Source organism: Spirosoma daeguense (assembly GCF_054776875.1).
Genome location: NZ_BAAHBF010000003.1, coordinates 642,578 through 667,727 on the forward strand (window position 1 = coordinate 642,578; position 25,150 = coordinate 667,727).

At 43.7% G+C, this 25,150-nt stretch carries 28 protein-coding genes and 1 pseudogene; 22 read left to right on the plus strand and 7 right to left on the minus strand.

The window, feature by feature from the left end; genetic code table 11:
* Positions 1–31 precede the first annotated feature (31 nt).
* Entirely contained in the window at positions 32–1,789 is a 1,758-nt protein-coding gene (locus tag ACYVD4_RS11705) for a purple acid phosphatase family protein (protein ID WP_460945696.1), read from the minus strand.
* Between ACYVD4_RS11705 and ACYVD4_RS11710 the strand changes: the two genes are divergently transcribed.
* Positions 1,788–3,584: a TMF family protein gene (locus ACYVD4_RS11710; protein WP_460945698.1), complete on the plus strand. Its 1,797-nt coding sequence runs from the start codon at positions 1,788–1,790 to the stop codon at positions 3,582–3,584. The two genes, ACYVD4_RS11705 and ACYVD4_RS11710, sit on opposite strands and share 2 nt — an antisense overlap.
* Positions 3,585–3,685: 101 nt before the next feature.
* Here the strand turns inward: ACYVD4_RS11710 and ACYVD4_RS11715 are convergent, their stop codons facing one another.
* The 3 genes from ACYVD4_RS11715 to ACYVD4_RS11725 form a co-directional block, all read right to left on the minus strand.
* A complete protein-coding gene (locus ACYVD4_RS11715) occupies positions 3,686–4,237 on the minus strand; it encodes a DUF4468 domain-containing protein (protein ID WP_460945700.1) in 552 nt (183 codons plus the stop codon).
* A 134-nt stretch (positions 4,238–4,371) separates the two neighbouring features.
* Positions 4,372–4,788: a hypothetical protein gene (locus ACYVD4_RS11720; RefSeq protein ID WP_460945702.1), complete on the minus strand. Its 417-nt coding sequence runs from the start codon at positions 4,786–4,788 to the stop codon at positions 4,372–4,374.
* 221 nt (positions 4,789–5,009) lie between these two features.
* Entirely contained in the window at positions 5,010–5,462 is a 453-nt protein-coding gene (locus ACYVD4_RS11725; protein ID WP_460945704.1) for a RidA family protein, read from the minus strand.
* Between the two features lie 122 nt (positions 5,463–5,584).
* Between ACYVD4_RS11725 and ACYVD4_RS11730 the strand changes: the two genes are divergently transcribed.
* The 10 genes from ACYVD4_RS11730 to ACYVD4_RS11775 all read left to right on the plus strand — a co-directional run bounded on the left by ACYVD4_RS11730 (position 5,585) and on the right by ACYVD4_RS11775 (position 14,993).
* On the plus strand, positions 5,585–5,962 hold the full coding sequence (locus tag ACYVD4_RS11730; protein WP_460945706.1) for a response regulator: 378 nt from the start codon (positions 5,585–5,587) through the stop codon (positions 5,960–5,962).
* Between the two features lie 91 nt (positions 5,963–6,053).
* On the plus strand, positions 6,054–6,815 hold the full coding sequence (locus tag ACYVD4_RS11735) for an MBL fold metallo-hydrolase (protein ID WP_460946217.1): 762 nt from the start codon (positions 6,054–6,056) through the stop codon (positions 6,813–6,815).
* A 75-nt stretch (positions 6,816–6,890) separates the two neighbouring features.
* Positions 6,891–7,931: an oxygenase MpaB family protein gene (locus ACYVD4_RS11740; RefSeq protein WP_460945707.1), complete on the plus strand. Its 1,041-nt coding sequence runs from the start codon at positions 6,891–6,893 to the stop codon at positions 7,929–7,931.
* A gap of 50 nt (positions 7,932–7,981) precedes the next feature.
* The gene (mnmE, locus tag ACYVD4_RS11745) at positions 7,982–9,364 is read left to right on the plus strand and encodes a tRNA uridine-5-carboxymethylaminomethyl(34) synthesis GTPase MnmE (protein WP_460945709.1); all 1,383 of its coding nucleotides are present in this window, start codon (positions 7,982–7,984) and stop codon (positions 9,362–9,364) included.
* A gap of 240 nt (positions 9,365–9,604) precedes the next feature.
* Positions 9,605–10,165: a helix-turn-helix domain-containing protein gene (locus ACYVD4_RS11750; RefSeq protein WP_460945711.1), complete on the plus strand. Its 561-nt coding sequence runs from the start codon at positions 9,605–9,607 to the stop codon at positions 10,163–10,165.
* Entirely contained in the window at positions 10,162–11,283 is a 1,122-nt protein-coding gene (locus ACYVD4_RS11755) for a tyrosine-type recombinase/integrase (RefSeq protein ID WP_460945713.1), read from the plus strand. The genes ACYVD4_RS11750 and ACYVD4_RS11755 overlap by 4 nt, the downstream gene beginning before the upstream one ends.
* A gap of 14 nt (positions 11,284–11,297) precedes the next feature.
* Positions 11,298–12,161, plus strand: a complete 864-nt coding sequence (locus tag ACYVD4_RS11760; protein WP_460945715.1) for a hypothetical protein — start codon at positions 11,298–11,300, stop codon at positions 12,159–12,161.
* Positions 12,162–12,295: 134 nt separating this feature from the next.
* A complete protein-coding gene (locus ACYVD4_RS11765; RefSeq protein WP_460945717.1) occupies positions 12,296–12,637 on the plus strand; it encodes a helix-turn-helix domain-containing protein in 342 nt (113 codons plus the stop codon).
* Between the two features lie 3 nt (positions 12,638–12,640).
* Positions 12,641–14,419, plus strand: coding sequence for a DNA primase family protein (locus tag ACYVD4_RS11770; RefSeq protein ID WP_460945719.1), 1,779 nt, complete (start codon positions 12,641–12,643; stop codon positions 14,417–14,419).
* A 148-nt stretch (positions 14,420–14,567) separates the two neighbouring features.
* The gene (locus ACYVD4_RS11775; RefSeq protein ID WP_460945721.1) at positions 14,568–14,993 is read left to right on the plus strand and encodes a hypothetical protein; all 426 of its coding nucleotides are present in this window, start codon (positions 14,568–14,570) and stop codon (positions 14,991–14,993) included.
* Positions 14,994–15,109: 116 nt separating this feature from the next.
* Here ACYVD4_RS11775 and ACYVD4_RS11780 read toward each other — a convergent pair whose 3' ends face one another.
* On the minus strand, positions 15,110–15,808 hold the full coding sequence (locus ACYVD4_RS11780) for a nucleotide-binding protein (RefSeq protein ID WP_460945723.1): 699 nt from the start codon (positions 15,806–15,808) through the stop codon (positions 15,110–15,112).
* Between the two features lie 1,064 nt (positions 15,809–16,872).
* On the opposite strand from ACYVD4_RS11780, the gene ACYVD4_RS11785 reads away from it, so the two are divergent.
* The 10 genes and pseudogenes from ACYVD4_RS11785 (at position 16,873) to ACYVD4_RS11830 (ending at position 22,217) form a co-directional block, all read left to right on the plus strand.
* The gene (locus tag ACYVD4_RS11785) at positions 16,873–17,661 is read left to right on the plus strand and encodes a DUF3871 family protein (RefSeq protein WP_460945725.1); all 789 of its coding nucleotides are present in this window, start codon (positions 16,873–16,875) and stop codon (positions 17,659–17,661) included.
* Entirely contained in the window at positions 17,645–17,860 is a 216-nt protein-coding gene (locus tag ACYVD4_RS11790) for a DUF3871 family protein (RefSeq protein ID WP_460945727.1), read from the plus strand. The genes ACYVD4_RS11785 and ACYVD4_RS11790 overlap by 17 nt, the downstream gene beginning before the upstream one ends.
* Positions 17,861–18,151: 291 nt before the next feature.
* Complete coding sequence (locus ACYVD4_RS11795; protein ID WP_460945729.1) at positions 18,152–18,334, plus strand: type I restriction-modification system subunit M N-terminal domain-containing protein; 183 nt, start codon at positions 18,152–18,154, stop codon at positions 18,332–18,334.
* Between the two features lie 17 nt (positions 18,335–18,351).
* Positions 18,352–18,423: pseudogene (locus ACYVD4_RS11800) on the plus strand (hypothetical protein); the annotation flags it as partial.
* Positions 18,424–18,469: 46 nt separating this feature from the next.
* The gene (locus ACYVD4_RS11805; protein WP_460945731.1) at positions 18,470–18,925 is read left to right on the plus strand and encodes an N-6 DNA methylase; all 456 of its coding nucleotides are present in this window, start codon (positions 18,470–18,472) and stop codon (positions 18,923–18,925) included.
* A gap of 124 nt (positions 18,926–19,049) precedes the next feature.
* Positions 19,050–19,307, plus strand: a complete 258-nt coding sequence (locus ACYVD4_RS11810) for a hypothetical protein (protein WP_460945733.1) — start codon at positions 19,050–19,052, stop codon at positions 19,305–19,307.
* A complete protein-coding gene (locus tag ACYVD4_RS11815; RefSeq protein WP_460945735.1) occupies positions 19,307–19,807 on the plus strand; it encodes a YpsA SLOG family protein in 501 nt (166 codons plus the stop codon). The genes ACYVD4_RS11810 and ACYVD4_RS11815 overlap by 1 nt, the downstream gene beginning before the upstream one ends.
* Positions 19,808–19,846: 39 nt before the next feature.
* Positions 19,847–20,038: a hypothetical protein gene (locus tag ACYVD4_RS11820; RefSeq protein ID WP_460945737.1), complete on the plus strand. Its 192-nt coding sequence runs from the start codon at positions 19,847–19,849 to the stop codon at positions 20,036–20,038.
* A gap of 223 nt (positions 20,039–20,261) precedes the next feature.
* Positions 20,262–20,555, plus strand: a complete 294-nt coding sequence (locus ACYVD4_RS11825) for a TIGR03643 family protein (protein ID WP_460945739.1) — start codon at positions 20,262–20,264, stop codon at positions 20,553–20,555.
* Positions 20,556–21,350: 795 nt separating this feature from the next.
* Complete coding sequence (locus ACYVD4_RS11830; protein ID WP_460945741.1) at positions 21,351–22,217, plus strand: DNA/RNA non-specific endonuclease; 867 nt, start codon at positions 21,351–21,353, stop codon at positions 22,215–22,217.
* Positions 22,218–22,338: 121 nt separating this feature from the next.
* On the opposite strand, the gene ACYVD4_RS11835 is transcribed toward ACYVD4_RS11830, so the two are convergent.
* On the minus strand, positions 22,339–22,770 hold the full coding sequence (locus ACYVD4_RS11835) for a DUF1810 domain-containing protein (protein ID WP_460945744.1): 432 nt from the start codon (positions 22,768–22,770) through the stop codon (positions 22,339–22,341).
* Between the two features lie 394 nt (positions 22,771–23,164).
* On the opposite strand from ACYVD4_RS11835, the gene ACYVD4_RS11840 reads away from it, so the two are divergent.
* Positions 23,165–23,980, plus strand: a complete 816-nt coding sequence (locus tag ACYVD4_RS11840) for a hypothetical protein (RefSeq protein WP_460945746.1) — start codon at positions 23,165–23,167, stop codon at positions 23,978–23,980.
* An 80-nt stretch (positions 23,981–24,060) separates the two neighbouring features.
* Here ACYVD4_RS11840 and dinB read toward each other — a convergent pair whose 3' ends face one another.
* Positions 24,061–25,143 carry a DNA polymerase IV gene (gene dinB, locus ACYVD4_RS11845; protein WP_460945748.1) on the minus strand — a complete coding sequence of 361 codons (1,083 nt, stop codon included), beginning with the start codon at positions 25,141–25,143 and terminating at the stop codon, positions 24,061–24,063.
* Positions 25,144–25,150: the final 7 nt, after the last annotated feature.

A 25,150-nucleotide genomic window follows, 5' to 3' on the forward strand; every position in this document is an offset into this window, starting at 1 on the left:
ATGCGGGTGTGAAAAGAGTTTTATCTAGCCGTTATTTCGTGAAGCTGATACGTCCGATAAGTTTTGTGCCGCTACGTGCTATAAACCAATATTGCCCCGGCCCCGGCAACGATACAGCTTCGCTAATTTGGGTAGCGTTGGCGTATTGCTTTTCGAGCAGAACCAGCCCATTGCTATCTGTTACGTGCAGATCGATATTCTGGCTGGTCGGTAATGTGATACGTACCGTTGCTGGTTGCTTATCTTCGTCGATAATCATTTCGCCGGAAAACGTTACGTCCGATTCGTCCGAGTTATCGACATCAACCGTAAATACGTCGGTCACACAGCCAAACTGGTCGGTTACAGTGTACGTAGTAGAATTGCTGGGCGCTACATTGATGGTACGACTGGTTTGATTTGTGGTCCAGCGATAGTCACCGGGCCAGGATGCGGTTAATGTTCGGGACGTAGCAGGAGCCGTAAAGAAATAATGTCGTTTTGCTACGTTCTTGAATAGCGTGAATTTATCCTTTACCGTACCGTCGGAAGCCAGCCATTGCGCATCGAGTCGGTTGTTATTTACATCAATCAGCATGGAACCGCCAACGGTATTATTCGAATAAATCATCGCCGGATGCGGGTAGCCAGCCGCCTGCCCGCCCAGTTGTCCGCCACTCCCGTTCACTACGTAAACAGTGCCCGATGTTTTATTAATGAATGGGCAGGAATTCGCCGAACCATCGTAACGGGCATTGCTGGTCGAAACAGCGTATTGATTCACGTTGAAGCTGGTTGCTGGCCCGGTATGGCCTTTCATCAAATAACTACGTTCGTAAAGATGGCTGTGACCACTTAGCACCAGATCGACGTTGTAACGTTCCAGGATTGGCGTAAGATTCTGTCGAATAAGGACTTGTTCCTGAAATGCATCCGAATCACGCGGGCCTTTGCTATAGGGCGGATGGTGGAAAAATACGATTGTCCAGGGAAGTTTATTGGCGGCCAGATCCTGTTTGAGCCATAGAGCCTGCCGCCCGGTTGTATCGTAAAGTCGGGTGCCATCCTGCCCCTGAGAATCCAGCGAAATGATATGAACGTTTGCGTAATCGAACGAATAATTCATCTTCGACCCCGACGGAATTCCGCCCGCTTCGCCCTGTTGCGGCACTGTTATGATATTGAAATAATCGATGTTGAGGTTGGTAGGCTGGTCGATGTACTCGTGGTTGCCGGGCGTTGGCCAGATCGGGAGTTGTTTGAGTTCGTTATTATATATAGTGAATACCGTTTGCTGATACTGCCAATCGAACCCCTGATCATACGCATTGTCGCCAAGCCAAAGCCAGATGTCGGCCGGACGTGTTTGAGCCGCTTGCCGATACCGTTGCAATACATCCATCTGATTGGCCGAAGCATTGCCAAAATCACCTAGCGCCCAAATACGTACCGGAACCGTGGAACCCGGTGTGGGCGACGTTTTGAAATACAAATCGTTTGACGCCAGTACGTCGCCAGCCGATGAACCAACTGCGTAGTAATAGCGGGTAGAAGGCTGGAGGCCTGTTAACGTAACGATATGTTCGGTAGTGCCTCCCGGATTGGTAATCTGTTGATTAAGCTGCCCTGGAGACGTACCAAACCGAACCCGGCTGTCAGTCGGTTGATCGGTTCGCCAGCGTATGGTAATACCTGTTGGCGTAACAGCCTGTAAATAAGGTGTACGGGTGAGTGACTGTGCCATACCAGCAAGGCAACTCATCAGGCAGCCAGAGATTAGCAGCAGATAACGTAACGATTGAGTGTGCATGGAGTTAAAAAAGAGGAGTGAAGGTACAAAGAAACGTCTGGAAGAGATTAAAATGATTTTAATCTCTTCATCGGTATTTAACAGTAGCTCACTACTTTTAACTTTTACAAATTATACAATTTATCACATGAAAATACTTTACAGTTTATTGTTCTTGTTTATTAGTATTCAATTAGTAGCTCAATCGACTAATTATGTAGCCAATGTGGCTAATTCAGTCGAACCCAGTACCGAAAATGTTCTGGTGGGTCATGATGCGGGCTACACTATTCCTGCGAGGGGCTATACGTTTTTGGGCTTTGGCAATACGTTTGTGGGAACTAGAGCTGGTTATTCTAGTACATGGGGTATTTATAACTCCTTTTTTGGAAATAAAGCAGGATATTCGAATACAACGGGCTTTTATAATATTGCTTTAGGTTACTATGCTGGTTATTCAAATACTATAGGTAATACGAATATTGCAATAGGTGTATACGCAGGTTATGCGGGGAAAACGGGTGGTCACAATGTTATGATCGGTGACTCGGCCGGTTTAAATAACCTTCAGTCGGGGAATCTATTTGTAGGTTCTAAAGCAGGGTTTGCCAACACAACAGGGTATTCTAATTCGTTCCTTGGTAATAACACGGGTTTTTCTAATACCACCGGCGCTTTTAATACCTTTTTGGGAGAAGTCGCTGGTAGAGAAAACACCACTGGAATGGCTAATACATTTCTAGGCTATCAAAGTGGCTATTCGAATACTACCGGCCAGTCTAACGTATTTATCGGCCATCAAGCAGGATATAATAACACAACTGGCATAGGAAATCTGTTTATGGGCAATCAGGCTGGTTCCAATAATAACGGTTCTTATAATCTGTTTATTGGTAATGGTTCGGGGGGAGGAAATACCATAGGAGTAGGTAATACTAGTATTGGTGATGGGGCATTTATTAACAGCACTACCGGAGGAAATAACACATCTATTGGTCGTTACGCTGGTATCAATAATACAACTGGCTCTAACAATACTTTTATCGGCGTAGCCGCTACTAATCCAGTGGGTAGTGGTACCTTAACCAATTCAACGGCTATCGGTTATAATGCCTCAGTGACGGCTTCCAATGCGATGATTCTGGGAAATACCAGTGTTAATGTGGGGATTGGAAATTCTGCGCCCGGCAACAAGCTGGAAATTACAAAAGGTAGTTCTAATCAATCAGGATTGCGTTTTACCAATCTTACCAGTGCTTCGCCAGCCACAGCGTTCAATCAATATAAGTTTCTGACTGTTGATGCCAATGGAGACGTTGTTATAGGAAGTGTAAATAGTACGGCCAGAGAAGGTGTTGCTGAATCATTTTGGCAACGTACTGGAAAGTATTTACAAAGCAGTAAAGATGACGCTGTTATAATTGGTAGCAAGGTTTCACAAACACCAACAGGTTATAAACTGTTTGTGGAAGATGGTATTCTAACAGAGAAAGTGAAGGTTGCTGTCAAAAACACCTCAGAATGGAGCGACTATGTATTTGATAATGCTTATCAACTGAAAGAACTCTCAGAAGTAGAGAAGTTTATTCAAACAAACAAACATCTGCCCGGTGTTCCGTCGGCAGGAGAGGTCGTTGAAAAAGGTATTGATGTAGCAAAGATGGATGCCAAACTTTTGGAAAAGATTGAAGAATTAACGCTGTACAGTATTCAGATTGAGAAAGAGGCTAAGGCTGAGAAACAAAAAAATCAGCAACTGCGCGCCGAAATGGACGAGTTAAAGCAACTAGTTAAACAGCTACTCGACAAGAAGTAAGACAATAAAAAAAATCCTGACTAACCATAGTCAGGATTTTTTTTATTGAAGACCTAAATATTTGTCAATCAGAGAGAAGGACGAAAATTAGTTTGTAAGCCTTAAAAGGCTTTGTAGTTTTTGACACTTTCCTGTAACGACGTAAGAACGCCGGTAAGTTGTTTGTTTAGTTCGGTATAAATCACCTGAGCATCTTTCTCGTTTTTCTGGCTGAAGGTTTCGATAGAAATTCGTTTATCCGTTCCGTTTTCTTCAAGGTCGATACGAGTGATGGTTGCGCGGTATTTTCGGTTGGCGCACTCGATGCTTAAGCTATAGTGAAATGTGTAAACACCGCCGGGCGACGTTTCGGTGCGCGGAAGACGTATCACTTGCGTCAATCGACCCGCCAGATCACCCGTTTCTTTGTCCATAATCGGGAACGTAGCGGGTGCCGACAGGTTGAACTGACCTATCCAGAGACGTGCCCGACGAAATATATCTGTTTGCGTTACACTACCACAATCTACTACGTCGATGTAAGTAACTTTCTGATTAACAACAGGAAGGATGTCGTGTAGTTTATCGTTCGATGGGTTGGGAGGAGTTTCGGCGAAAACAGAGCCTGTAAGGAAAAGGCAACCGATAGCCAGCGAAATAAGTGTTGAAGTCATGAGTTGATTTGTTGTTGTTTCCAGCGTTTGAACTGGAAAACAAAGGTATACTCATGCTGAAATCACAACCAGCCAGATCTGATACGTAGCGGTTCTGACTGAATAACTGGCAGAAAACGAGCTGTGGTTGACTACTACTTGGCCACCACACGCACTACGTAGGTTCGGATTGGCTGACCAGCTCCCGACTGATTCAGCGGTCGGGCCGAGAAAACAACGTTGGCCGTACCAGCCGTAACCCCTTTTATCTGGAAAACAGTCGGTTTAGTAGTATCGCGACGTAACGTATCGACGGGAGGAGCTAACTGCTGCCGGGATACTTCAACAACTTCCTGATTGTCGGATGCGCCAATTAATTCGCTCGAACCGTCACCACGTGCTGGTAATGAAACTTCCTTTATTTCGCCCACTTCAACCCGAAGTCGCTGCGTTGGGCCATTGGTAGGCTGGCTGCTTTGGCTACAGGATAGCAAACCGGTAAACAGGCTAACTGTCAGTACGTTGGTCAAGAACCATAATTCTCTTGTTCTGGTAGTTGAGTATGTTTTCATAGTCGATATAACTGCCTGATTATGGGCATAGTTTGAATTTTAAAGAAAGTGCCCTAATCGCAAGCCGAACCGGGCGATTAGGGCACTTTCTTTACGGAAATAAGATTTGACAGAGTACGTTTGATTAAGTCAAACAGTTTCTGACGCTACGTAGTACGTAATAATGGCTATAAATAAAGATGTAAAATACTTGTAAGGTACTGATTGTTAGTGTATTGATGTTATTTTTTGCGTGGAGGAACGGCCGCCGTCATCGTTATTTCGACACTGGCCCCCAGTACTAGTTTCGCGACACCTACGGTTGTGCGTGCTGGATAGTTACCTTCTTTGAAAAACTGCTTGTAGATGGCATTCATTTTCGGAAAATCGTCCATATTGGTCAGATACACCGTTACGCTTACTACGTTATCGAGCGATGTACCGGCATCTTTCAAAACGGCTTCAATATTCTGAATGGTTTGTGTGGTTTCGGCTTCAATGCCGCCTGCAACCAGTTTTCCTGAAGCATCGGTACCTACCTGACCCGACACAAACAGTAATCCATTGCTCACCACGCCCGGACTAAACGGGTAGGGGAGAGATGGGGCATTTCGAGGTTTAATAATCTGTTTGGTTTGGCCAAATACAAAACTGCTGGTACTGAGAAGGAAGAGAGAGAGAATAAGGTATTTCATACAGGTTGTTACTAAAAAGTGAAATAACAGGTAAATATAACTTTTGGGCTTATTTTTAGGGTATTCAACTTTAACTCTATAATTTCACCACGTTAAAAACGTAACACGATCTTACAAGCCTTATGTCAGCTTCCAAACGTGTCCTGATTGCCGAAGATAGCTCCGTTATCCAGAATCTGGCCCGCAAAATTCTTGAGTTTCAGAATTACGATATCACCGCCGTTAAAAATGGCGAACAGGTGTTGCAGATTCTGGAAAAGGAAGACTTTAGCATTCTTCTGTTAGATATCAACATGCCATTGATGGATGGTATGGAGTGTGTGCGCCGGGTTCGGGCATTACCTGATTCAACAAAAGCCAACCTTCCGATTGTCGCCATCACCGGTAACGCGAAAAACTATACCGAAGAAGAATTTAAGACGGCTGGTTTCAACGATGTTCTGGTGAAACCCCTCAACTTCGACCGGCTGGTAGAAGTAGTGAATCAGTTGACAGACTAAAATATAATGAGCGAAAGAGTGAAAGAGCGAAAGAGTGAGCCCCATAACTGGCTTATCGTTCGCTCTTTCACTCTTTCACTCTTTCGCCATTATGGTTATTACCCTGCTTGGGACAGGAACATCGTCGGGTGTTCCTTTGATTGGCTGTACGTGCGAAGTATGTCGGTCTGTCGATTTTCGGGATAAGCGACTTCGTTCATCGGTACACATTGCCGTGGATGGTCGCAGTTTCATTATCGATACTGGTCCCGATTTTCGCCAGCAGGTACTACGGCTGAATCTCCAGCAGCTCGACGCCGTCATTTTCACCCACGAACACAAAGATCATACTGCTGGTTTCGACGAAATCAGGGCTTATAATTTTAAATCGGGTAAAGACATTCCGGTTTACGCCCGCCCGTCGGTTCTGGCGCAGTTACAGCGCGAATTTGCCTACATTTTTGCCGAACACAAATATCCCGGAGTAGCTCACGTTCAACTGAATGAGGTTGAAAATAAGCCATTTGACGTCCTTGGCGTTCCTTTTATTCCGATTGATACGCTCCACCACCGACTGCCCGTTTTTGGGTACCGCGTGGGCGATTTCACGTACCTCACCGACCTTAATTTCATTTCTGACGAAGAGTTACAGAAAGTGTATGGAACGAAAGTGCTGGTGTTGGATGCCCTGCAACGTCAGCCGCACATTTCCCACTTTACGCTCGATCAGGCAGTTGCGCTCGCGCAGCGTGTCGATGCCGAACGTACCTATTTCGTTCATATCAGCCATAAACTGGGTTTACATCGGGACGTTGAGAAGGAGCTTCCGCCTAACATCAGATTGGGTTACGATGGGATGCGTATTAAACTCTAGATTACATCGAGCTGAGTAATCAACGACAAACCAATTCGTACTACGTATCGTTACGTGTTTAGAATTGCAAACACGATGGTAGTACACGTAAAGCCTTCCCGTTTATTCTCCGATGAGATGTTGACCGTTTATCGTCAGCAGGGCGACGCTCCTGCCGATGCGGTTATTACATCAATTGTTGATGCAGAAGGAGCAGCAGGATTGCCTAAACTAATGCGTTGGCTGGCCGATACCGAGAACGTATCGACCACCGATCAGTTGCCTACAGTACGGCACTTTTTCGAGCAATATTCGCAACTTCCGGACTGGGCTGATTGGACTCGCATGAAACGTAGCATGGACCTGTTTCGAAAGAACGGGCGGCAAATTGGCTTATTGCTGGGGTGTTATTCGTTGCCCTATTGCTATCTGGGTGCTCATGGAGCGCAGGTACTCTGGCTGACCGAACGTATTAAACAGGACACAACTCGGCGGTTGCAGGAAACGGGGGAATGGATATTTGCTGTTAATAATCCTAAAGAATGGACAACCGGTAAAGCCATTTCACGAACACTGAAAGTACGATTGATTCATGCAGGTGTACGTTGGTATACACTACGTTCCAGTCGCTGGAATGATACGTGGGGACATCCTGTTAATCAGGAAGATATGGCTGGCACGAATCTGGCTTTTTCTTACATTGTGTTACGCGGTTTACGCAAGCTTGACATTTCCTTGAGCCAACAGCAGGAAGAAGATTATTTGCACCACAGCAACGTAATTGGCTACCTAAATGGCGTATCAGAAGAACTTTTACCTAAAAACTTACGAGAAGCTTATCATCTTGACCGAAGCATTAGTCGACGGCAATTTGCTACGTCCGATGCAGGAATAGGCCTTACCAACGCGTTGCTCAATGCTATGGCGGCTGGCATTCCGGCGCAAGGATCGCCTACGGATAAAGGAGCTGATAAAAACCGTCGCGAATCGGTTCGGAACCTCGCGGCTGGTGAAATGCGTTTCTTTCTGGGTGATCAGTATGCAAACTGGCTGGGCATTCCGCAGGTTCCACTCGAAAAACGAGTTGTGAACATACTGAATCACTTACCTATTTTTTCAAATTCTGTTTACGCCTGATTCCTGCAAAAGGTTCGGGTATTAGTAAACATCAAACTGAACCTGTCTGCTTGACAACGTATCAATTAGAACCGATTGCTGCCCTGGCAACTGCCCCAGGAATTGGCGCCATAGCGGTAATCCGCGTTTCGGGAGAACGTAGCATCGATATAATCAATCACATTTTTTACGGCAAAAATCTGGCTGACCAAGCGTCGCATACAGCCCATTTTGGAACGATACGTAGCACTGATGGCAGTATTATCGACGAGGTGCTTATAACTGTATTCCGAGCACCCAAGTCATTCACGAAAGAAGATGTTGTCGAGATTTCCTGTCACGGTTCCGAGTTCATTATTCAGCAGATACTACGCCGTTTGATGGCTGAAGGCGTTCGGTTGGCAAGGCCGGGCGAGTTTACCCAACGGGCATTTTTGAATGGTCAGTTCGATCTGATACAGGCCGAAGCCGTGGCCGATCTGATTGCGTCGGATTCAGATGCCAGCCACCGGGCCGCACTGACGCAGCTACGTGGTGGTTTTTCGAAGCAATTAAAAGAGTTACGACAACAACTGATCGATTTTGTTGCGCTAGTTGAACTGGAACTCGATTTTGGTGAAGAAGATGTCGAGTTCGCTCACCGCGATCAACTACGTCAACTCATGCTGACGATCAGACGGGCGTTACATCCATTAATTGACTCATTTTCGACCGGTAATGCGATAAAGAACGGTGTGCCAACCGTTATTGTGGGCAAACCCAACGCGGGAAAATCAACCCTATTGAATGCTTTATTGAACGAAGAAAAAGCAATTGTGTCGGATATTCCCGGCACCACCCGCGATGTAATTGAAGACGAACTGTTCATCGATGGCATCCGTTTCCGGCTGATCGACACGGCTGGACTTCGGCAGGCAACCGATCAGATTGAAGCCATTGGTATTGAGCGAACGCAGCAAAAAATGCGAGACGCGGCTTTGGTCATTTACTTGTTTGATGGACGTAACATTACGCCCGAAGATTTCCAGTTAGCCATTAACGATATACGTTCATCGGGCAAGCCGTACAGTCTAGTGGGAAATAAGCTGGATGCCATTGATGATGCGAAAAAACAAGTGCTGGAAAACATTGCGAACGAACCAATTGTCTGGATTTCGGCTGCTCAGCAAACACATCTTGATGAGCTGAAAGCTGCCTTATCGAGCCGGGTACGATTGGATTCTGCTGTTCAGACTGGAAGTGCTGTTGTAACCAACTCCCGGCACTATGCTCACCTGACCGGAACCGATAATGCACTTGCCCGCGCGATCAATGGACTTGATTCTGGTGTAACGCCCGACTGGCTGGCGATGGACCTACGAGTTGCGCTCCAGCATTTAGGTGAATTAACGGGTGAAATAACCACTGATGATTTGCTGGATTCGATTTTTAGTAAATTCTGTATCGGAAAGTAAGACCACTAAACAAAGGTATAATATTTATTGCTAAACATTACGTAAAGCCCTGAAAATGGGCTTTTTATATATATTTACTATACATTTATTAATATATGTTACTTATTTATTGAGCGATCATTTGTACCTTTATTGTATCTCCTATGTGGGCTTCATCTCAGAAGCCCATTTTTTGGGGAGATAATGGCACATACTGACATAACAGGGCACGTTATGTCAGTATGTGACACATCATGACATATGAGTTCTAACATACGTATAACTCGCATCTGCCAACAATGCGGCAACGAATTTGAAGCCCGTAAAACAACGTCCAAAACCTGTAGTGATGCTTGTGCGAAAAAGGCATATAAAGCACGTCAACGGTCGGGAAAAATTCAGGTAAGCGACGAGCAGACTTTGCAAGTAAAAATCAGACCGATTGAGGATATAAGGGCTCAGGAATTTCTAACGATTGACGAATCGGCTAAACTGATTCGTATCAGCCGCCGTAGCCTGTATCGGCTTAACGAACGTGGGGAGATTCCTTTCGTCAAACTCAATCGGCGTACTGTCATCCGGCGTGCTGACATAGATCGGCTCTTTGACCGACCAGCCGAACTTATGGAGAAAAGTCGTCCTGTTCCAATTCTTCTCGAAGACTGCTACACTATGAGGGAAATACGGGAGAAGTACGGAATCTCAGAAAAGGCTTTATATGAGCTCATTCATCGACATGAGATTCCGAAACAGTACAGTGGTATCTATGCTTATGTGCCTAAGTCTAGTATTGATCAGTTACTCTCTACTGCCCTAATATGATTAAAGTTAAACTACGTAAAAAGCCGATTAGTAACGGACGCACCAGTTTGTTTCTGGATTACTACCCAGCGATTCCTCACCCGGATACGGGTAAACCTACCCGGCGTGAGTTTTTGGGTATGTATCTATTCAACCGACCTAAAACCCCTGCCGATAAAGAACAGAATTCTGAAGCGCTGGCTTTGGCCGAAACCATTCGAGCTAAACGACAGATTGATGTGCAGATGGGATCGTATGGTTTTCTTTCCAAGCGACAACGTAGCGCCTGTTTCGTCAAATACGTTGAGCAATTAACCGCCAAGCGGAAGGGCAGCAATGCCGATAATTGGATTAGTGCGCTGTATTATCTGAAAGACTTCACTGGCGGTACACTGCGGTTTGCGGACCTGACAGTTTATAAATGCGAATCCTTCAAAGAATTTTTGCTCACTGCGCCAAATCGGCGTAATGGAGGTGCGCTAGCAACCAATTCAGCTGTAGGGTATTTTGGGAAATTCAAAGCCGCTTTAAAACAGGCTTTTAAAGATGGACTGTTGTCGAATGATATAGGTGCAAGAGTAGATGGTATAAAACCAGACGAAACACACCGCGAATACTTGACTCTAGAGGAGTTACAGATGTTAGCGCGTACTGATTGTCCGGCCATGCCTCAACTTAAACAAGCAGGCTTGTTTTCTGCTCTGACAGGTTTACGTTATTCAGACATTGCAGCGCTCACTTGGGGACAGATTCGTCATGATCCTTCTAATGGTTATCTGATTCATTTTACTCAGAAGAAAACCAAAGGCGTTGAAGTAATGCCCATTTCGGAGCAGGCTGTCTCTATTTTAGGTGATCGCCAACAAGCCGATCTACCCATTCTGCCAAAGCTTGAATATTCGGCAACACTCAATAAAGTATTACGTCGATGGGCAACGGATGCTGGAATAATCGGTAAACATTTGTCTTTCCATTGCTTCCGGCACACCTACGCTACGCTCCAATTATCACTCGGTACAGACATTTACACCGTTTCCAAAATGCTGGGGCACCGAGAACTAAAGACGACTCAGATTTATGCTAAAATCATAGACCAATCCAAGCGGGATGCCGCAGATAAAATAAAATTACAATTTTAAAACATTTTAATGCTATGAATACCCCTAAGTTCAAGCCAAAAACAGATGTTCAGGAGTATCTAACTAATGCCTTTACATATGAGATTTATTGCGGTCTAACAAACTCTGATAAATGGAATGGTTTTATTGGTCCACTTGAGTTTTTTAACTTATTATATGAGCAATTTGGTCTGATTATGAGTAATTTGTCTAAACCATTGGATATACTGAATGGCTTAAGCAAACTACCTTTAGAGGCTAAACAATATTATTTTTTATTAGACTGCCTTCTCAAATTAATTTTTGCAGAGGCTGAGCCTACCCGAGCTCCCGAATACATTACATCTCGTTTTATACGGGATAGTTACGAACCACTTAATGAACCAGCAAAATTTTTTGTCTTCAATCGGTTCAGAGACCTCTGCTTGGATGAATTAAGTCAAAATAAAAATTCATTGTTTCTCATCTTTACACTCATTGAAAAAGAACAGTCACGTATTAAAAGTGATGCTGAGTTAGTAATACCCAAGCCATTCAAATTTTCAGAAGAAGAGGTAACAGAGGAAAATCCCGAGCTGAAACTTAATAATAGACAGGGAGCGAAAGCCAATATGATCCGTATTCTTAGCGCACTATTCGAACTTCACCTTATTGATACAGCTGATGGGTCAGAACTCACCAAGGAAAAATTTATGAGCCTCTTCGGAAACGCAATGGGTGAAGATTTTTCAGGGTATGCACAGCTCTTATCCCAGGCATTAAAATCAAGCCAAGAAACACATTTGGAAATATTTAAACTGTTAACAGAAAAAGCTACACAGCAGTGGGGTAAAATGTTGGAAAAAAATACTCAAAATAAAAAACAACAAACTGCTAATAATGAGCATGTTAAGCGATGATTCATGGATTTGTAAAATTTTTGCAATCATGACTCAATATTGAGTATAGAGCGCCAGCGGGGGTGAATTATGAGCTTTGTAACAGATTTCGAGGGCCCAGAAATCGAAGTAAAATCAAAGTTTACCCCCGCAAAATGTTTATTACCACACTTACAGGCGACCAATTAAGCCAAATGATGCAGGATGCTGTTCGACAAGGCATTGCTGATTACACAATACGCCACTCTACTACCGTCGACACTAACAAGTGGTTCTCCATTGAAGAACTAAGTGGTTATCTACCAGGTAAGCCGGCCATCACTACCTTGTACGGTAAAGTTCAAAGACGTGAGATTCCTCACAAAAAGATGGGTAAACGCCTAGTCTTTCTCAAATCAGAGATTGATCAATGGTTGAAAGTGCAGCATCGCAAAACCAAGTGCGAAATCAACCTTGCTGCGGAACAATATCTATCCTCCACCCAAAAATGTAAATAAGAGATGGAAGCGCAAACAGAAATAAACTTCCCAAATGCATCACATGAGCAATCGTATGAGCTCATGCCGAGCTTTCATGCTCCACCAACTAGCACTATTGATAATCAGATAGATGATTTGTCAGAGCTGCTTTCTACCTACTTCGAGATTAATATAGAGCCGCCTTCCACGGAAAACTCGACCGTAGAGAATACGACGACTTTGTATACAGAAGCCCCAGAAGAAACTCTGGTGAAGGCAGTGCTGGCAGAAAGTCAGATTTTCTCTTCAACCACTGTGCCTGTTGACAGTAATGTCAAAGCTCATCTCAACCAATCTGAACGAATTAGGATTTTACTGAGTCGTCTGAAAATTCTTAAAAGTACATACGGCTACAACGAACAAATCACGCAGCGCAAAGCTCCCAGAACAACAGCCAGACACATTATGTCCACATTAGAGGAGGAGTTTGAGCCGATAGATTTTAAAGAGCGTGCAGGGTTACAATCTGGAGAGAACCTCAAAAATAAGCATTACCAGATAATTGCTGTGGAGGAAATCTTAAGGCAGGCTGAACAAAACGGATGGGGTATTGGCCAGCAGAACGATTCTGCGTATATCTATGACGGGTCTCACTGGAAATTAATAAATGCTGGTGAACTGAGAGAGTTTTTAAGTAGGTTGGCACAGCGTATGGGCATTGATCAGTATGATGCTAAGCATCATCTATTCATTGACAGCCTTTATAAACAATTCATGGAGCAGTCTCGTATTCTGGTTCGTGAAAGGGAGTCAGATGTTGTTTTAATCAATCTAGCTAACGGTACGTTTGAAGTCACGCCACAAGGTCAACGATTGCGCCCTGCGGATAAAAACGATTTTCTGACGTATCAACTTCCATTCGCCTATGATCCTGACGCCCAATCTCCTCTTTTCGACGAATACCTGCGTATTGTACAACCGGACGAGGAATGCCAACGACTGCTTGCAGAATTTATAGGCTACCTGTTTGTTTCTTCAGACTGCTTAAAATTAGAGAAAGCACTCATTCTGTATGGTTCAGGAGCGAACGGAAAATCCGTATTCTTTGAGATTATCCTGGCTTTGTTAGGTACACAGAATGTCAGCAGCTTCTCACTGGCTTCCTTAACAGACGAAAAGGGGTATCATCGTGCCAAATTGCAAAATGTGCTGGTAAACTATGCCAGTGAGATTACTGAGAAGCTGGATGCAAATATGTTCAAACAGCTAGCCTCAGGTGAACCTATTGAAGCGCGTCTACCATATGGGCAACCTTTCATTCTCACCAATTATGCCAAGTTGATCTTTAATTGTAACGAGTTACCCAGGGGGGCAGAACAGACTCCAGCCTTTTTTCGCCGATTCTCGATTGTACCTTTCGACGTTACCATACCAGAATCAAGACAAGACAGGCAGTTATCTTCAAAAATTATTCAGAGAGAGCTGTCAGGTGTTTTTAACTGGGTTCTCAACGGATTAAAGCACTTACTGGAACAACGTAAACTTACTGATCCGCCAGCAGTACGAGAACAGCTTAAAGCGTATCAGTTGGAGTCGGACTCTGTTAAGTTATTTCTGGATGAATTCAGATATGTTAAATCTTCCAGTCACCACCGTTCTGTTAAGGACCTTTATAATCAGTACAGAAACTTCTGTCTGGAAGACGGGCATCGCCCAGTCAGTAGAACTACCTTCATGAAGCGACTGAGATATGATGGTTTCCATAGTGAGCGAAAGAACATAGGCTGGGTAATTTATTTGGCCGAAGAGCTCAGGAAATGATTGATTTCTGGCTGCACGTTCTGCACGATATACACTATAGCCAAGTAATTATACGTGCAATTTGTGTAGCACGTGCAGCTAGAATTATTAACACAATAAAAACAAAAGTCACTTTTAGCTCAATTTTTATACATACTTAATTTACAACATGTCAAAAACAACCCAGATTCTGAGAGTTGATCCTCAACTCAACATTAAATTTGCTGGAACAACGGTCGACACAGACGAAGTCAGATCGTGTTTCATGATCACTCCATCACGGCGTGACGAAACTAACGATGCTCAAGAATACATAAAGGAGGCTTACTGGGATGATGTCGAAAAAGCCATTTATAATCATTTTACTGGCAGTCAGGTTGAGTTGCCATTAGTGATTCTGAACTGCAGATATTATAAGTACCAAGCCATCCATCCCCCAGAATTAATAAGGGATTTTGTTTATGGGTGTCTTGAGAAAATTAGATTCACCATCCTGCAAAAAAGCTGGTACTATTTGATGGGAAATCTTCAGGAAACTCAGCAAGTACTATATCCCATTTTGGCAAAACTTGAGGAGGAAGTCAGGGACGTTTAAACTCTCTTACTCTGGATAAATTTTCTGTTCATTAAAATGCCCAGACTCTTGACAGCTGGGCATTTTAATTCAGCTTACCATACATAATGTCTTGACTAATACGCCAATAGAGGAGGCTATGACTGAGCAATCATCTTTAGACAGCTTCTTAAATTAACAAAAAAATCTTCAAATTCTCTCACTGCAGTTTCATTTTTGTCTTTGTTCAAAACTTCATTTATGCATAAGCCTTGGTTGAAAGATTTATCATAAGTGCTTCTATTAAGGAGAATATGGATGAAAACAAAGGCATCCTTAAAGCAATCCTTTTCTATTATCATTTGAGGAGCTTTTTCCTTTTGCTTGTCTGGGACCTTGTTAATTACAATACCCACCGGAATTAGCCGATTTTGCGCTCTCATAGCTTTCTGTAAGTTGGGGTAATTATCAACGAGTACCTCGATATCAAGTTTATTTGGCAATGTAGGAATCAATACTAAGTCTGCGTACTTCATACAAGTAGGAGTGCATTCATCAAAGAAACAGGGGCCGTCTATAATGATGATGTCGTATGTGTTTATAAATGTTGCCAAGGATTCATCAAGGCTACTGGGTAAAGGGTCATGAATCCAAACTACGGGTAAATCAAGTTTATCCTTTCGATTTTTACAAGGTCGATACTGCGCAGCTCGTTTGCATGCTTGATTTATATCTAAGTCAAGTATAGCTACTCGATATCCTGCCTGAGCCCACATGACGGCCAACATCCATGAGATAGTTGATCTACCGCTTCCCCCCTTCGGAGAAGTTACAAAAATGACGACACTTTGATGCACGATATTAATATGGATTGGTACAAGTGGCTACAAAAGTAATCTATTTATAGGAAATTTTAAAATGTAACATGTTGATATACAGATTGATATACAAATTGATGTATGAGGTCTGTAATTTTGTGGGAGGTCTACAGATTAGCTCTACAAATTGAGCTGATATTGGCAGAATTCATCTGTAAAAGCTATTAAAGTCTACAAATTGAGCAACTTGTTTCTTGTGCAGATCTTTAAATTGTAAGTAATCACTAAATAATAAATAGTTGCTATGTGTAAAATCATTCTGATTTAGGAATGAATAAGCATTTCTACAGAGTCAGTTTTCGTCCGCCAATTTGAGATGATCACTCAATCGTCATTTGTCTTCGATGCTTTTTATGTGCCGCTATGGGCCTGGACGAAAATACCTCAACTAACAATCTGTATACGATTCATTGGGGCAAATTAAGCAGCGACATTTCTGAGTATAATCTTTCAGGGTTCGAGCGAACATATACGTAGCTTACTTACCCATTTCTTCTGAATACTATCTCGAGATGGTTCCTAGGGCCAAGGTTGACTTTCCAATATAATCGCTATGATTTGCCACTTATCGATTAAAGAGTAGTAGTGGCTCTACCTTCGAACTACTTTCTGGCCTAACTGGTAAAAAATTATATAAAAATTTCACGGGAGGTATAATCCCTTGAATGCACACAAGTACGAACCTACCCCCTTACCCTCCCCCGGTGTCAATCAATGTTATAGCTACCCCCGGTCATCGTAGTTGACAGATTTCAGGTTAAATCTACATGCGTTAACTCCTATGAGGTTAACTCCAGACTGTGGTGTCAGCTGCTCAGTTCGCTTAACATAGTATGCACGTACGTGCTGGACTTCAACCGTTTGCGCTGGTTCAGTAGGTTATCAGAGGGATGAATCTGGGACAAAATATTTCTTCATGATGAATTCGTAACGATCTTAATTACAGAGATTTATTGTGAATCATGAAGTAGTATAAGAGCATTCTAATCACGGTCTGACTTCTAAGTTTTTCAATCCTTTCAACCATTAACAATTTACACCCTATGGACTACAATCCTGTTAAAATCGACTTATTGCCTGTACCTGTCACTCAGGCTGTATTGCCACAATCTAGCTCCAAGGCATTAATTGAAGCCAATACTATCGTCGTTACGGAGGATGAAATACGCCACCAGCATATCATTCCGGTATTCGTCAAAGACAATGAGCCGCTGATTAGTCAGAGTGATTTCGTTGATGCTACTTTGGATGTAGTCAGCGATGTATTTCGTGGGGAGCGTATTCTGATGCCCCAACTACGTGTTTCTCATGCCATAAAAGGTCGTATACCTGATGCGCGAAACAAATCAGCCCACCAGCTTCAGGATTGGGAGAAGACACTTTATTATGAGCGGCTGATTTTTGCAATAGAGATCGACTCTATTCAGGAAATAGTGGAAGGGAATACGCTGTCTCTTACCATAGGCGGAGTAAAGGCATATAATCTGGATAATCTTCACAATCGGAAGGGGGCAAACGAGCATTTTAAAGTCTTCATCGGCTTTCAGAACAAGGTATGCACGAACCTCTGCGTATGGACAGACGGCTATCATAGCGATATACTGGTAAAGAGCCTGACTCAACTGAGAATGGCTATCTACACATTACTAGAGTCCTATAATCAAAACAGCTTACTCCATCGAGTAAAAAGCCTGCCCGATTACGAGTTATCTGAGCAGCAGTTTGCTCTCCTGCTGGGGCGTTGCCGGATGTATCAGCAGGAGAGCAACGACGAACAAACAACATATTCCTCCTTTACTTTTTGGAGATACTCAGTTGGGAGCCGTTTGTAAAGACTATTATCGGGATGAAAGCTTTTGCCGGGAAGCGGATGGTAGTATCAATTTATGGCGGCTTTATAATCTGTTTACAGGCGTTAATAAGTCGAGTTACATTGATACGTTTCTGGAGCGGTCGGTCAATGCTCTGCAGTTTGTAGAACAGATACGAGCTGGACTGGATGGGCACACTACAAACTGGTATCTATATTAAAGACGAAAAAGGTAGGGGTAGCTAACTCCTGCCTTTTTCATTACCGATGGATAACCTGCAGTTTTAGAGTCTATATGAGATTATGCTCTTCTTGCTTCTTTGATAATCTGTAGTATAAAGCCGAGGAACGGGTAGTTAGAGATTCGAAAATCTTACTTTTTATCCGGTACAGGGTGGCGCTGGTAGCAGTCATAGTAGTATATTGCCAGTCTTTTGTCTAAAAAATTATCCATAGCGGAGAACGCCATGCATCAATATCATCCTTTTTTAGCATAAGCCGTAGATATACAGATGAATCAAAAACTTTCCCTGTCAAAACTCGAACAACTGCTGCTTAAAGCCTGCGATATTCTGCGGGGTAACATGGATGCGTCAGAATTTAAAGAGCATATTTTCGGCGTACTTTTTTTGAAGCGACTGAGTGATAAATTTCATGCCGACGGCTTGAGGAGGATTATAGCGCTAAAGGGCTGACCGATGACCTGATCCAGATTCAGTTAGAAACACCATCCAAATATGATTTCTACGTACCAGAACGCTCACGCTGGGAGAACATACGGCACTTGAAAAAAGATGTCGGGTCAATGCTTAACAAGGCGTTGACTGAACTTGAAGAAGTTTCACGGGGGTGCCGAAAAGCTGGCTCGGGATTGGATGCTGACCAATGGCCTGCTCGAAGCGGTGATTGGCCCGCCAGCAGGTTTGTTTTACGGAACTGGTATTCCGGCCAGTGTGCTCATCATCAACAAACAGGGAGCCGCTCAGCGTCGGCAGGTGCTGTTTATTAATGCCGACCGGGAATACAAAGAAGGTAAAAACCAGAACAAGCTGTGCCCTGAGGATATTGAGAAGATTTCGAACGTGTACTGCAATCATATCGAAGCGCCGAAGTATTCATGGCAGGTGTCGCTGAAGGAACTGGCCGACGAAGATTTTAACCACAACATCCGGCGCTACGTCGATAATGCACCCGCGCCCGAACCACAGAATGTAAAGGCACATCTCAACGGAGGCATTCCGCGTGTGGAGGTCGATACGTTAGCTCCATTTTCACTGCGTATATAGGTTGCCGTGATATGCTGTTTACGGACTACAAACGAAAAGAGTTTACGAATCATGGGTAGTTAATGGGTTTGTAAAACTTTTCTACTCAACTCTTCTATCCAAAAACTATAACTCTTTCTCGCGAATGAACTGGTCAGCCATATTATTGCTGATGTTTCTCTCTATCGTTACGCAGGCTCAATCGGTAACGTATCGCTATCCATCAAAAGCCAAACGTCCAACTCCCCGTGTCGCTTATGTTTCTGTCTGCGAAAGCCGCAGCGCCTATGCTTACCATAGCGGCATGTGCCGTGGGCTCGCCCGGTGTACACATGGTGTTAGTCAGGTATCAGTTGCTCAGGCGCGTACTAGTGGCTACGTTCCATGTAAGATTTGTTATTGATGACTTCTTTTAAAGTAAAGCAAATTGTGTCGGGAGGCCAAACAGGTATCGACCAGCTTGGTCTGGAAATTGCTCACGCACTCGGATTTAAAACAGGCGGTGTGGCTCCCAAAGTATATTTGACCGAAAATGGACCTAACAGTTCATTGCCTACTACGTATGGACTCACCGAACATGAATCTGCCAATTATCCACCACGTACCAAAAGCAACGTTCAACAATCGGACGGAACTGTTGTATTTGGCGACGTTATTGGAGGCACTACGCTAACAGTTCATGAATGCAGAAAGGCAGATAAGCCCTGCGTCATTAATCCAACAGCAGATACACTACGTGATTGGCTAATCGAACATCAAATTGAAGTGCTCAATGTAGCTGGTAGCCGAGGAAGTCGTTTAGGTTTTGAGCAACTTCATACGTACCGCCAAATCCTTTACGACGTATTAACAACGAATCAACGGTTAGCCATACTATTTAGAAAAGAACCGTTACAGTGGTGACTTCGTGGCGATCCGTATTTATGGAAAGAACTTATGCAGGTGAGTAAAACACTTTTATTCCCTGAATCGACTACTAACCTAAACGAATTGCTCGTATTGCTTATCGAAAACCTGATCGGCCAAGAACTACTACAGGGCAAAACTATCTGTGTGCCACGTTATCAGTTCGGCGGTATGAGTAGCGGGGTTGCTAGTTCCGATTTCTGGTTAGGAGAAGTTATGCCTTACTGAAGCACAGACTTATACTGTTTCGGGATGGTGAGTTATAGTCATTTTTCGTAGTTAAACCTGAGAATAACCGTAGCGTTGGTTGACCACGCCAGATAAGTGACCAATTACGGCCTTAGTCATCATCATCTTGTGGTACGGACAATCAGAGGTAAACAGGCCACTCACTAATGATCACGCCACTTATTGAACTCTAACAAATACAGATCCAGCCGGTTATTTTACAATGAAAGCAGAGCAACTTGTATCCAAATTGTCAGAAGCCGATCAGGATCGTATTATTGAAATGGCTTGGGAAGACCGAACTCCCTTTGAGGCTATTGAGGCTCAATATGACTTGTCGGAGCAAATCGTCATTGAGCTTATGCGTGCCCACTTAAAGCCGGCTTCATGGCGAAGGTGGCGCGCTCGGGTACAAGGCAGGGCAACCAAACACGCAGCTTTATCGGCAGTTGATGATCTACGCTTTAAATCAAAACAGCAACGAATAATAACCCATAACCAGCACTTAAAACGCTAAAGAATGAATACCGATGCAAGCTAGTTGCCTAACCGGATGAGTTTGTCACAAGATTTGAGCGTATCAATTGCTACAAACCATCTGACAACCCTTAACAACAAATTGACATGCCTGGTAGAGAAAAGCCCCACCTGATCGCTTTCAGATGGGGCCGGTGACTAGTCCGTATCAAGCCCTTTCGGTATCTGAAGAATAATGTTACTTCGCTCAAAATGATTTTTTGCCCGTTTGAGACTCAGTAATAATTCATCTTCCAACTTGCTCAATCCATTGTAAAGAATGTAGACGTGTCTACTTCTTCCCTTTACTTTTGTCCTGCAAGTGGCTTTAATCCTGTCTTTAGTTAACGTCTGATCGGTCGTGGCATAATACACCACATCACCCACAAACAGCTCGAACATGGAGGATAGAATACCGGGGAATTTCTACCTGATACTCTATAAATAAAACAATACAGCGCTGGGATTAATTCGACTTATGACTCAATACAAGTAATATATTGTATAGACGAATTGTATTTTATTAGGAATTGGTGCGTCGAAAAACAGCACATTTGGTTGAGTCCAGATTAATGAATGGACAGCAGATCAATCTGTAAAATAATAATCGAAAATTAACAGGAATATTCCCCTTTTCCTGTGAGCCATAAGACGGCAACCTTCGATTGAATTCGTATTACAGCATTAAGTTTTTTAATAGGTTTTTTCTAACCTGTTAATTACGCATAAGCCTTTTTTTGAACTACCTGTTTACCTTTGCTTAAGGCTCACGCCTTTTCCTCTTTTTGTCAAATTCATGAAACCGAATACCTTACGGCTCTTAGCCTATGGTCTATTGCTGTTTACGTTGATTCAATGTAAACAGACTCCTGAGCCAGTTCCAACCAATACAACCCCAACCCGCGATGACCATCTGGCGTTAGGAAATCCCGATGGTGCACGTACTAGTGAAGCCAGTCCTAATGCTTACCTGATTACCCGTGCTACGTATAGTCTTTCTTATAATCAGTCGACCGGCATTGCCAATTGGATAAGTTGGCATCTGAGTTCAGCTTGGAAAGGGTCCGCGAGCCGTTATGCTGGTAATTTTATTCCCGAAACAGTTTTGCTTTCTGGATGGTACGTAGCACGACACGCGGATTATACAAACACGGGCTTTGATAGAGGTCATCTGTGTCCGAGTGATGATCGCGACAGCACGGCAGAAGAAAACAGAACTACGTTCATTCTATCTAATATTGTTCCTCAAGCGCCTACGTTCAACCGGCAGTCGTGGCGACTGCTGGAAGAATATTGTCGAAGTCTGGTGGTTGAAGATAATGAACTCTACGTACTATCAGGTCCATCGGGTAAAGGAGGCACAGGCGACAATGGATCTGCTACGTCGCTGGCAGGTGGCAAATTAACTGTTCCGGCTGCACTTTGGAAAGTGATTGTGGTTTTGCCAGTTGGGTCGAACGACCTGAGCCGTATTACTGCGCAGACGCGGGTGATTGCGGTCTGGATGCCGAACACAAATGCATCGGGTGATGCCAAATGGAGCAACTTTCGGACAAGCATTGACGAGATAGAAGCCAAAACGGGTCTTGATCTATTGTCCAATGTGCCGTCATCTATTCAGCAGTCATTAGAAGCTGGCGTTGATAAAGTGACTGTTCAGTAAGTATACACCTTAAGAATCAGTTAAGGGATACCTACTGAGGCTGGAATTACTTGATGAATTAAATTACTCCTTAATGTCGCTCACTTAGATCCTGTTGCGCCAAAACCGGAATCAAACGCAATTACCTGACATTTTTAACAAGTGAAAGCGTTTTTGGATCAGGCTGGCCTGCAAAGAATTTAGCTAAAACAGCCTGAAAAACAGGATCGGTATTGTTCAGTAAACTAAATAGGGTCATACTATACCGCAGTTTCATATCATCCGGGCTGCCCAGTATTTGATTCGCGGATTTACCGTCAATACGTAGCAATGCCTGAGAAATTTCGATTAATCGACTACCCAAAGTCGGATGCGCTAAATAGTCATTAGCCTCCTGGATGTTAGCAATAGAATAGAATTTAGCCGTTTCACTATAGCCCAACCCTGAAATCTGAGGAAAGATGTACCACATCCAATGGCTCTGTTTGTGTCCATTTCTGATTTCAGCCAGTGCTCGTTCGTAGTCATTGACCTGAGCTTCTAAAAACCGATTTAAGTCTTTTTCTGATTTCATATTAATAGGGTTTGATATTGTAAGTGATTATCTTTTATGGCTTACTCAGCCCTTTTTCAATCTGATTTAATATAGTATTGTTTGATAATATAAATCCGTTGAAAAAGCCGTAACGTAGGATGGATGCATCGGTGTAGATAGCTCTTTATACTGACAGCGTATACTCGACTATAAGGCCTTATTCGAAAGATAAACGCTCTGTGGGGACGCAACATGAAGAATTTTACAGAACAGGACAGTAGTCGAAACCGCTAATCTTGTTTCATGCAAGGTATGAGGTTTTTTAATTCACAAATCGGATTAATTCACCCCTTTTTACAAACAGGCTGAACGTTCAGATGGATTCTACTTAATTTGATCGCCCGTTAACAGTATACCTTTATAACGTACTTACATGACTATCACTGACAATGAACGCTTGGCCGCTCAACATTTGACAAGACGTTTTTTGGAGTATAAAGATTTGTTGCCCTACGCCAACATCAATAGTACCAATGCTTATTCAGGTTGGGTAACTGATTTTCGATTGCGCGATGGAGCTGGCCAGAAAATTCATCTGGACCTGAAGGCTAATGACGACCTGTTTCTATTGTTTGTTCTGGCTGTTGTCTGGTCGAGAACAGGCCCTTGGGAAAACTCCGCCTTTTTTGTGGCTTATCTCAAGCTTCATCAAAAGCATTCATCCTTATTCTGGAAAGAGAAAACAAATAGTCATTCCGAGAAGGAATTAAGTGTTCGCTCCGCAAAGCAAATTGTTGACCTGGTTACAGGTATTGTTAACCGTAAACAAATCAGCTTCCGGACGGATATCTACGATAGTGTGCACGTATTGGCTACCAACTGGGAGCAAATACTTCAATCGCTGGAACGATCAGAAAACGAGGGCAACTTTGATCTGTTCATGACCCATATGCGAAATATAGAAGGCTTAGGGGTAGGTCGTAAAAAGATGCTGATCAAAATCCCTTTAATTCTACGGAGCTGCGTTGCCAGAATATTTACCAGAATATACTTGGAGAACATTGCTGCGTGCCGGACGCCAGAGTATATGAAGCTGCCCAAGCTCTCCAAATTAAATTACCCATCGCTACTACGTTCACAGGGCTTAAGGCAAGTTCTGCCAAGATATACAGGCTGTTTGGTGATCTTTATGATTTGCCCTTGTTTGCTCACACAGACCTTATCCAACTATCTGAGAGATAACCCTTAAAAGGTTTTTCGCTTGTGATACCAAGTCGGCTCAGATTTTATGGTATAGGTGTACTTCCATTTTAACTAATAGGGTAGGTTTTATAAATCCAGTGCTAATTGCCCACTGGGGTTTTCCTCTTTTTCCTGAAGACTCGATAGGGATACGCCCAGTAGCCGAATACCCTGTGTTGTGGGCATAACCGACTCCAGCAATTCCGTGGCAATACGTAGCAGAATATGTTTGTCATTGATCCACTGGATCAGGCTACGACTGCGGGTGATTTGTGTGAAATCGGCGTACTTCACTTTAAGCGTAACCGTTTTACCCAGCATTCCGCTTCGCTCACAGTACGTCCATACCCGATCAACCAATGGATTCAATGCAGTTAGCAAATCGGTATATTCGGTCAAATCCGTTTCAAACGTGTTTTCTGATCCAACCGACTTTCTAACCCGGTTTGGCGTTACCGGTCGCTCATCTAACGCGCGGGAGATGCCGTAGTAATGTTTGCCTACCTTCCCGAAATGACGTACCAGAAATAATTCGCTTTGATTCCGTAGATCCAGCCCTGTAAAAATGCCCAGCTCATTCATTCGCTCAGCCGTTACGCGTCCGATGCCGTGAAACTGGCCCACTTTCAGCGTTTCCACAAAAGCGAGTCCCTGATGCGGTTTGATAACAAACAGTCCGTCTGGCTTCCGGTGATCGGAGGCCAGCTTAGCCAGAAACTTGTTATACGAAACTCCTGCCGAAGCAGTCAGGCTGGTTTCAGATTTGATCTGTTCTTTAATCGTCTGAGCCAGTTGAGTAGCGGTTTGTCCATCACTTAAGCTGTCGGTTACATCCAGATAGGCTTCATCCAAAGAGAGGGGTTCAATCAGGTCAGTATGCTGGGCGAAAACAGTCCGAATCTGAGCTGATACCGCTTTGTAAACATCAAAGCGTGGTTTGACAAAGATCAGTTCAGGGCATTTGCGGATGGCCAATGAGGAGGCCATTGCCGAACGTACGCCAAATTTCCGGGCTTCGTAGCTGGCAGCCGCTACCACTCCCCGTTGCCGGGAGCCACCTACCGCCAGCGGTTTCCCCCGCAGTTCGGGATTGTCCCGCTCCTCGACCGACGCATAAAAAGCGTCCATGTCGATGTGAATGATTTTTCGGTGGCCGGTAGCGGGTTCCATGAATCTA

What these genes read in the sequence shown, in the direction of transcription:
- ACYVD4_RS11735 (WP_460946217.1), top strand. Translation starts at nt 6,054, where the DNA reads ATGGTTATTACCCTGCTTGGGACAGGAACATCGTCGGGTGTTCCTTTG.
- ACYVD4_RS11730 (WP_460945706.1), top strand. Translation starts at nt 5,585, where the DNA reads ATGTCAGCTTCCAAACGTGTCCTGATTGCCGAAGATAGCTCCGTTATC.
- ACYVD4_RS11750 (WP_460945711.1), top strand. Translation starts at nt 9,605, where the DNA reads ATGAGTTCTAACATACGTATAACTCGCATCTGCCAACAATGCGGCAAC.
- ACYVD4_RS11785 (WP_460945725.1), top strand. Translation starts at nt 16,873, where the DNA reads ATGGACTACAATCCTGTTAAAATCGACTTATTGCCTGTACCTGTCACT.
- ACYVD4_RS11740 (WP_460945707.1), top strand. Translation starts at nt 6,891, where the DNA reads ATGGTAGTACACGTAAAGCCTTCCCGTTTATTCTCCGATGAGATGTTG.
- ACYVD4_RS11765 (WP_460945717.1), top strand. Translation starts at nt 12,296, where the DNA reads ATGTTTATTACCACACTTACAGGCGACCAATTAAGCCAAATGATGCAG.
- ACYVD4_RS11775 (WP_460945721.1), top strand. Translation starts at nt 14,568, where the DNA reads ATGTCAAAAACAACCCAGATTCTGAGAGTTGATCCTCAACTCAACATT.
- ACYVD4_RS11710 (WP_460945698.1), top strand. Translation starts at nt 1,788, where the DNA reads ATGGAGTTAAAAAAGAGGAGTGAAGGTACAAAGAAACGTCTGGAAGAG.
- ACYVD4_RS11835 (WP_460945744.1), bottom strand. Translation starts at nt 22,770, where the DNA reads ATGAAATCAGAAAAAGACTTAAATCGGTTTTTAGAAGCTCAGGTCAAT.
- ACYVD4_RS11705 (WP_460945696.1), bottom strand. Translation starts at nt 1,789, where the DNA reads ATGCACACTCAATCGTTACGTTATCTGCTGCTAATCTCTGGCTGCCTG.
- ACYVD4_RS11725 (WP_460945704.1), bottom strand. Translation starts at nt 5,462, where the DNA reads ATGAAATACCTTATTCTCTCTCTCTTCCTTCTCAGTACCAGCAGTTTT.
- ACYVD4_RS11815 (WP_460945735.1), top strand. Translation starts at nt 19,307, where the DNA reads ATGACTTCTTTTAAAGTAAAGCAAATTGTGTCGGGAGGCCAAACAGGT.
- ACYVD4_RS11840 (WP_460945746.1), top strand. Translation starts at nt 23,165, where the DNA reads ATGACTATCACTGACAATGAACGCTTGGCCGCTCAACATTTGACAAGA.
- ACYVD4_RS11715 (WP_460945700.1), bottom strand. Translation starts at nt 4,237, where the DNA reads ATGACTTCAACACTTATTTCGCTGGCTATCGGTTGCCTTTTCCTTACA.
- ACYVD4_RS11825 (WP_460945739.1), top strand. Translation starts at nt 20,262, where the DNA reads ATGAAAGCAGAGCAACTTGTATCCAAATTGTCAGAAGCCGATCAGGAT.
- ACYVD4_RS11760 (WP_460945715.1), top strand. Translation starts at nt 11,298, where the DNA reads ATGAATACCCCTAAGTTCAAGCCAAAAACAGATGTTCAGGAGTATCTA.
- dinB (WP_460945748.1), bottom strand. Translation starts at nt 25,143, where the DNA reads ATGGAACCCGCTACCGGCCACCGAAAAATCATTCACATCGACATGGAC.
- ACYVD4_RS11720 (WP_460945702.1), bottom strand. Translation starts at nt 4,788, where the DNA reads ATGAAAACATACTCAACTACCAGAACAAGAGAATTATGGTTCTTGACC.
- ACYVD4_RS11810 (WP_460945733.1), top strand. Translation starts at nt 19,050, where the DNA reads ATGAACTGGTCAGCCATATTATTGCTGATGTTTCTCTCTATCGTTACG.
- ACYVD4_RS11770 (WP_460945719.1), top strand. Translation starts at nt 12,641, where the DNA reads ATGGAAGCGCAAACAGAAATAAACTTCCCAAATGCATCACATGAGCAA.
- ACYVD4_RS11755 (WP_460945713.1), top strand. Translation starts at nt 10,162, where the DNA reads ATGATTAAAGTTAAACTACGTAAAAAGCCGATTAGTAACGGACGCACC.
- ACYVD4_RS11830 (WP_460945741.1), top strand. Translation starts at nt 21,351, where the DNA reads ATGAAACCGAATACCTTACGGCTCTTAGCCTATGGTCTATTGCTGTTT.
- ACYVD4_RS11795 (WP_460945729.1), top strand. Translation starts at nt 18,152, where the DNA reads ATGAATCAAAAACTTTCCCTGTCAAAACTCGAACAACTGCTGCTTAAA.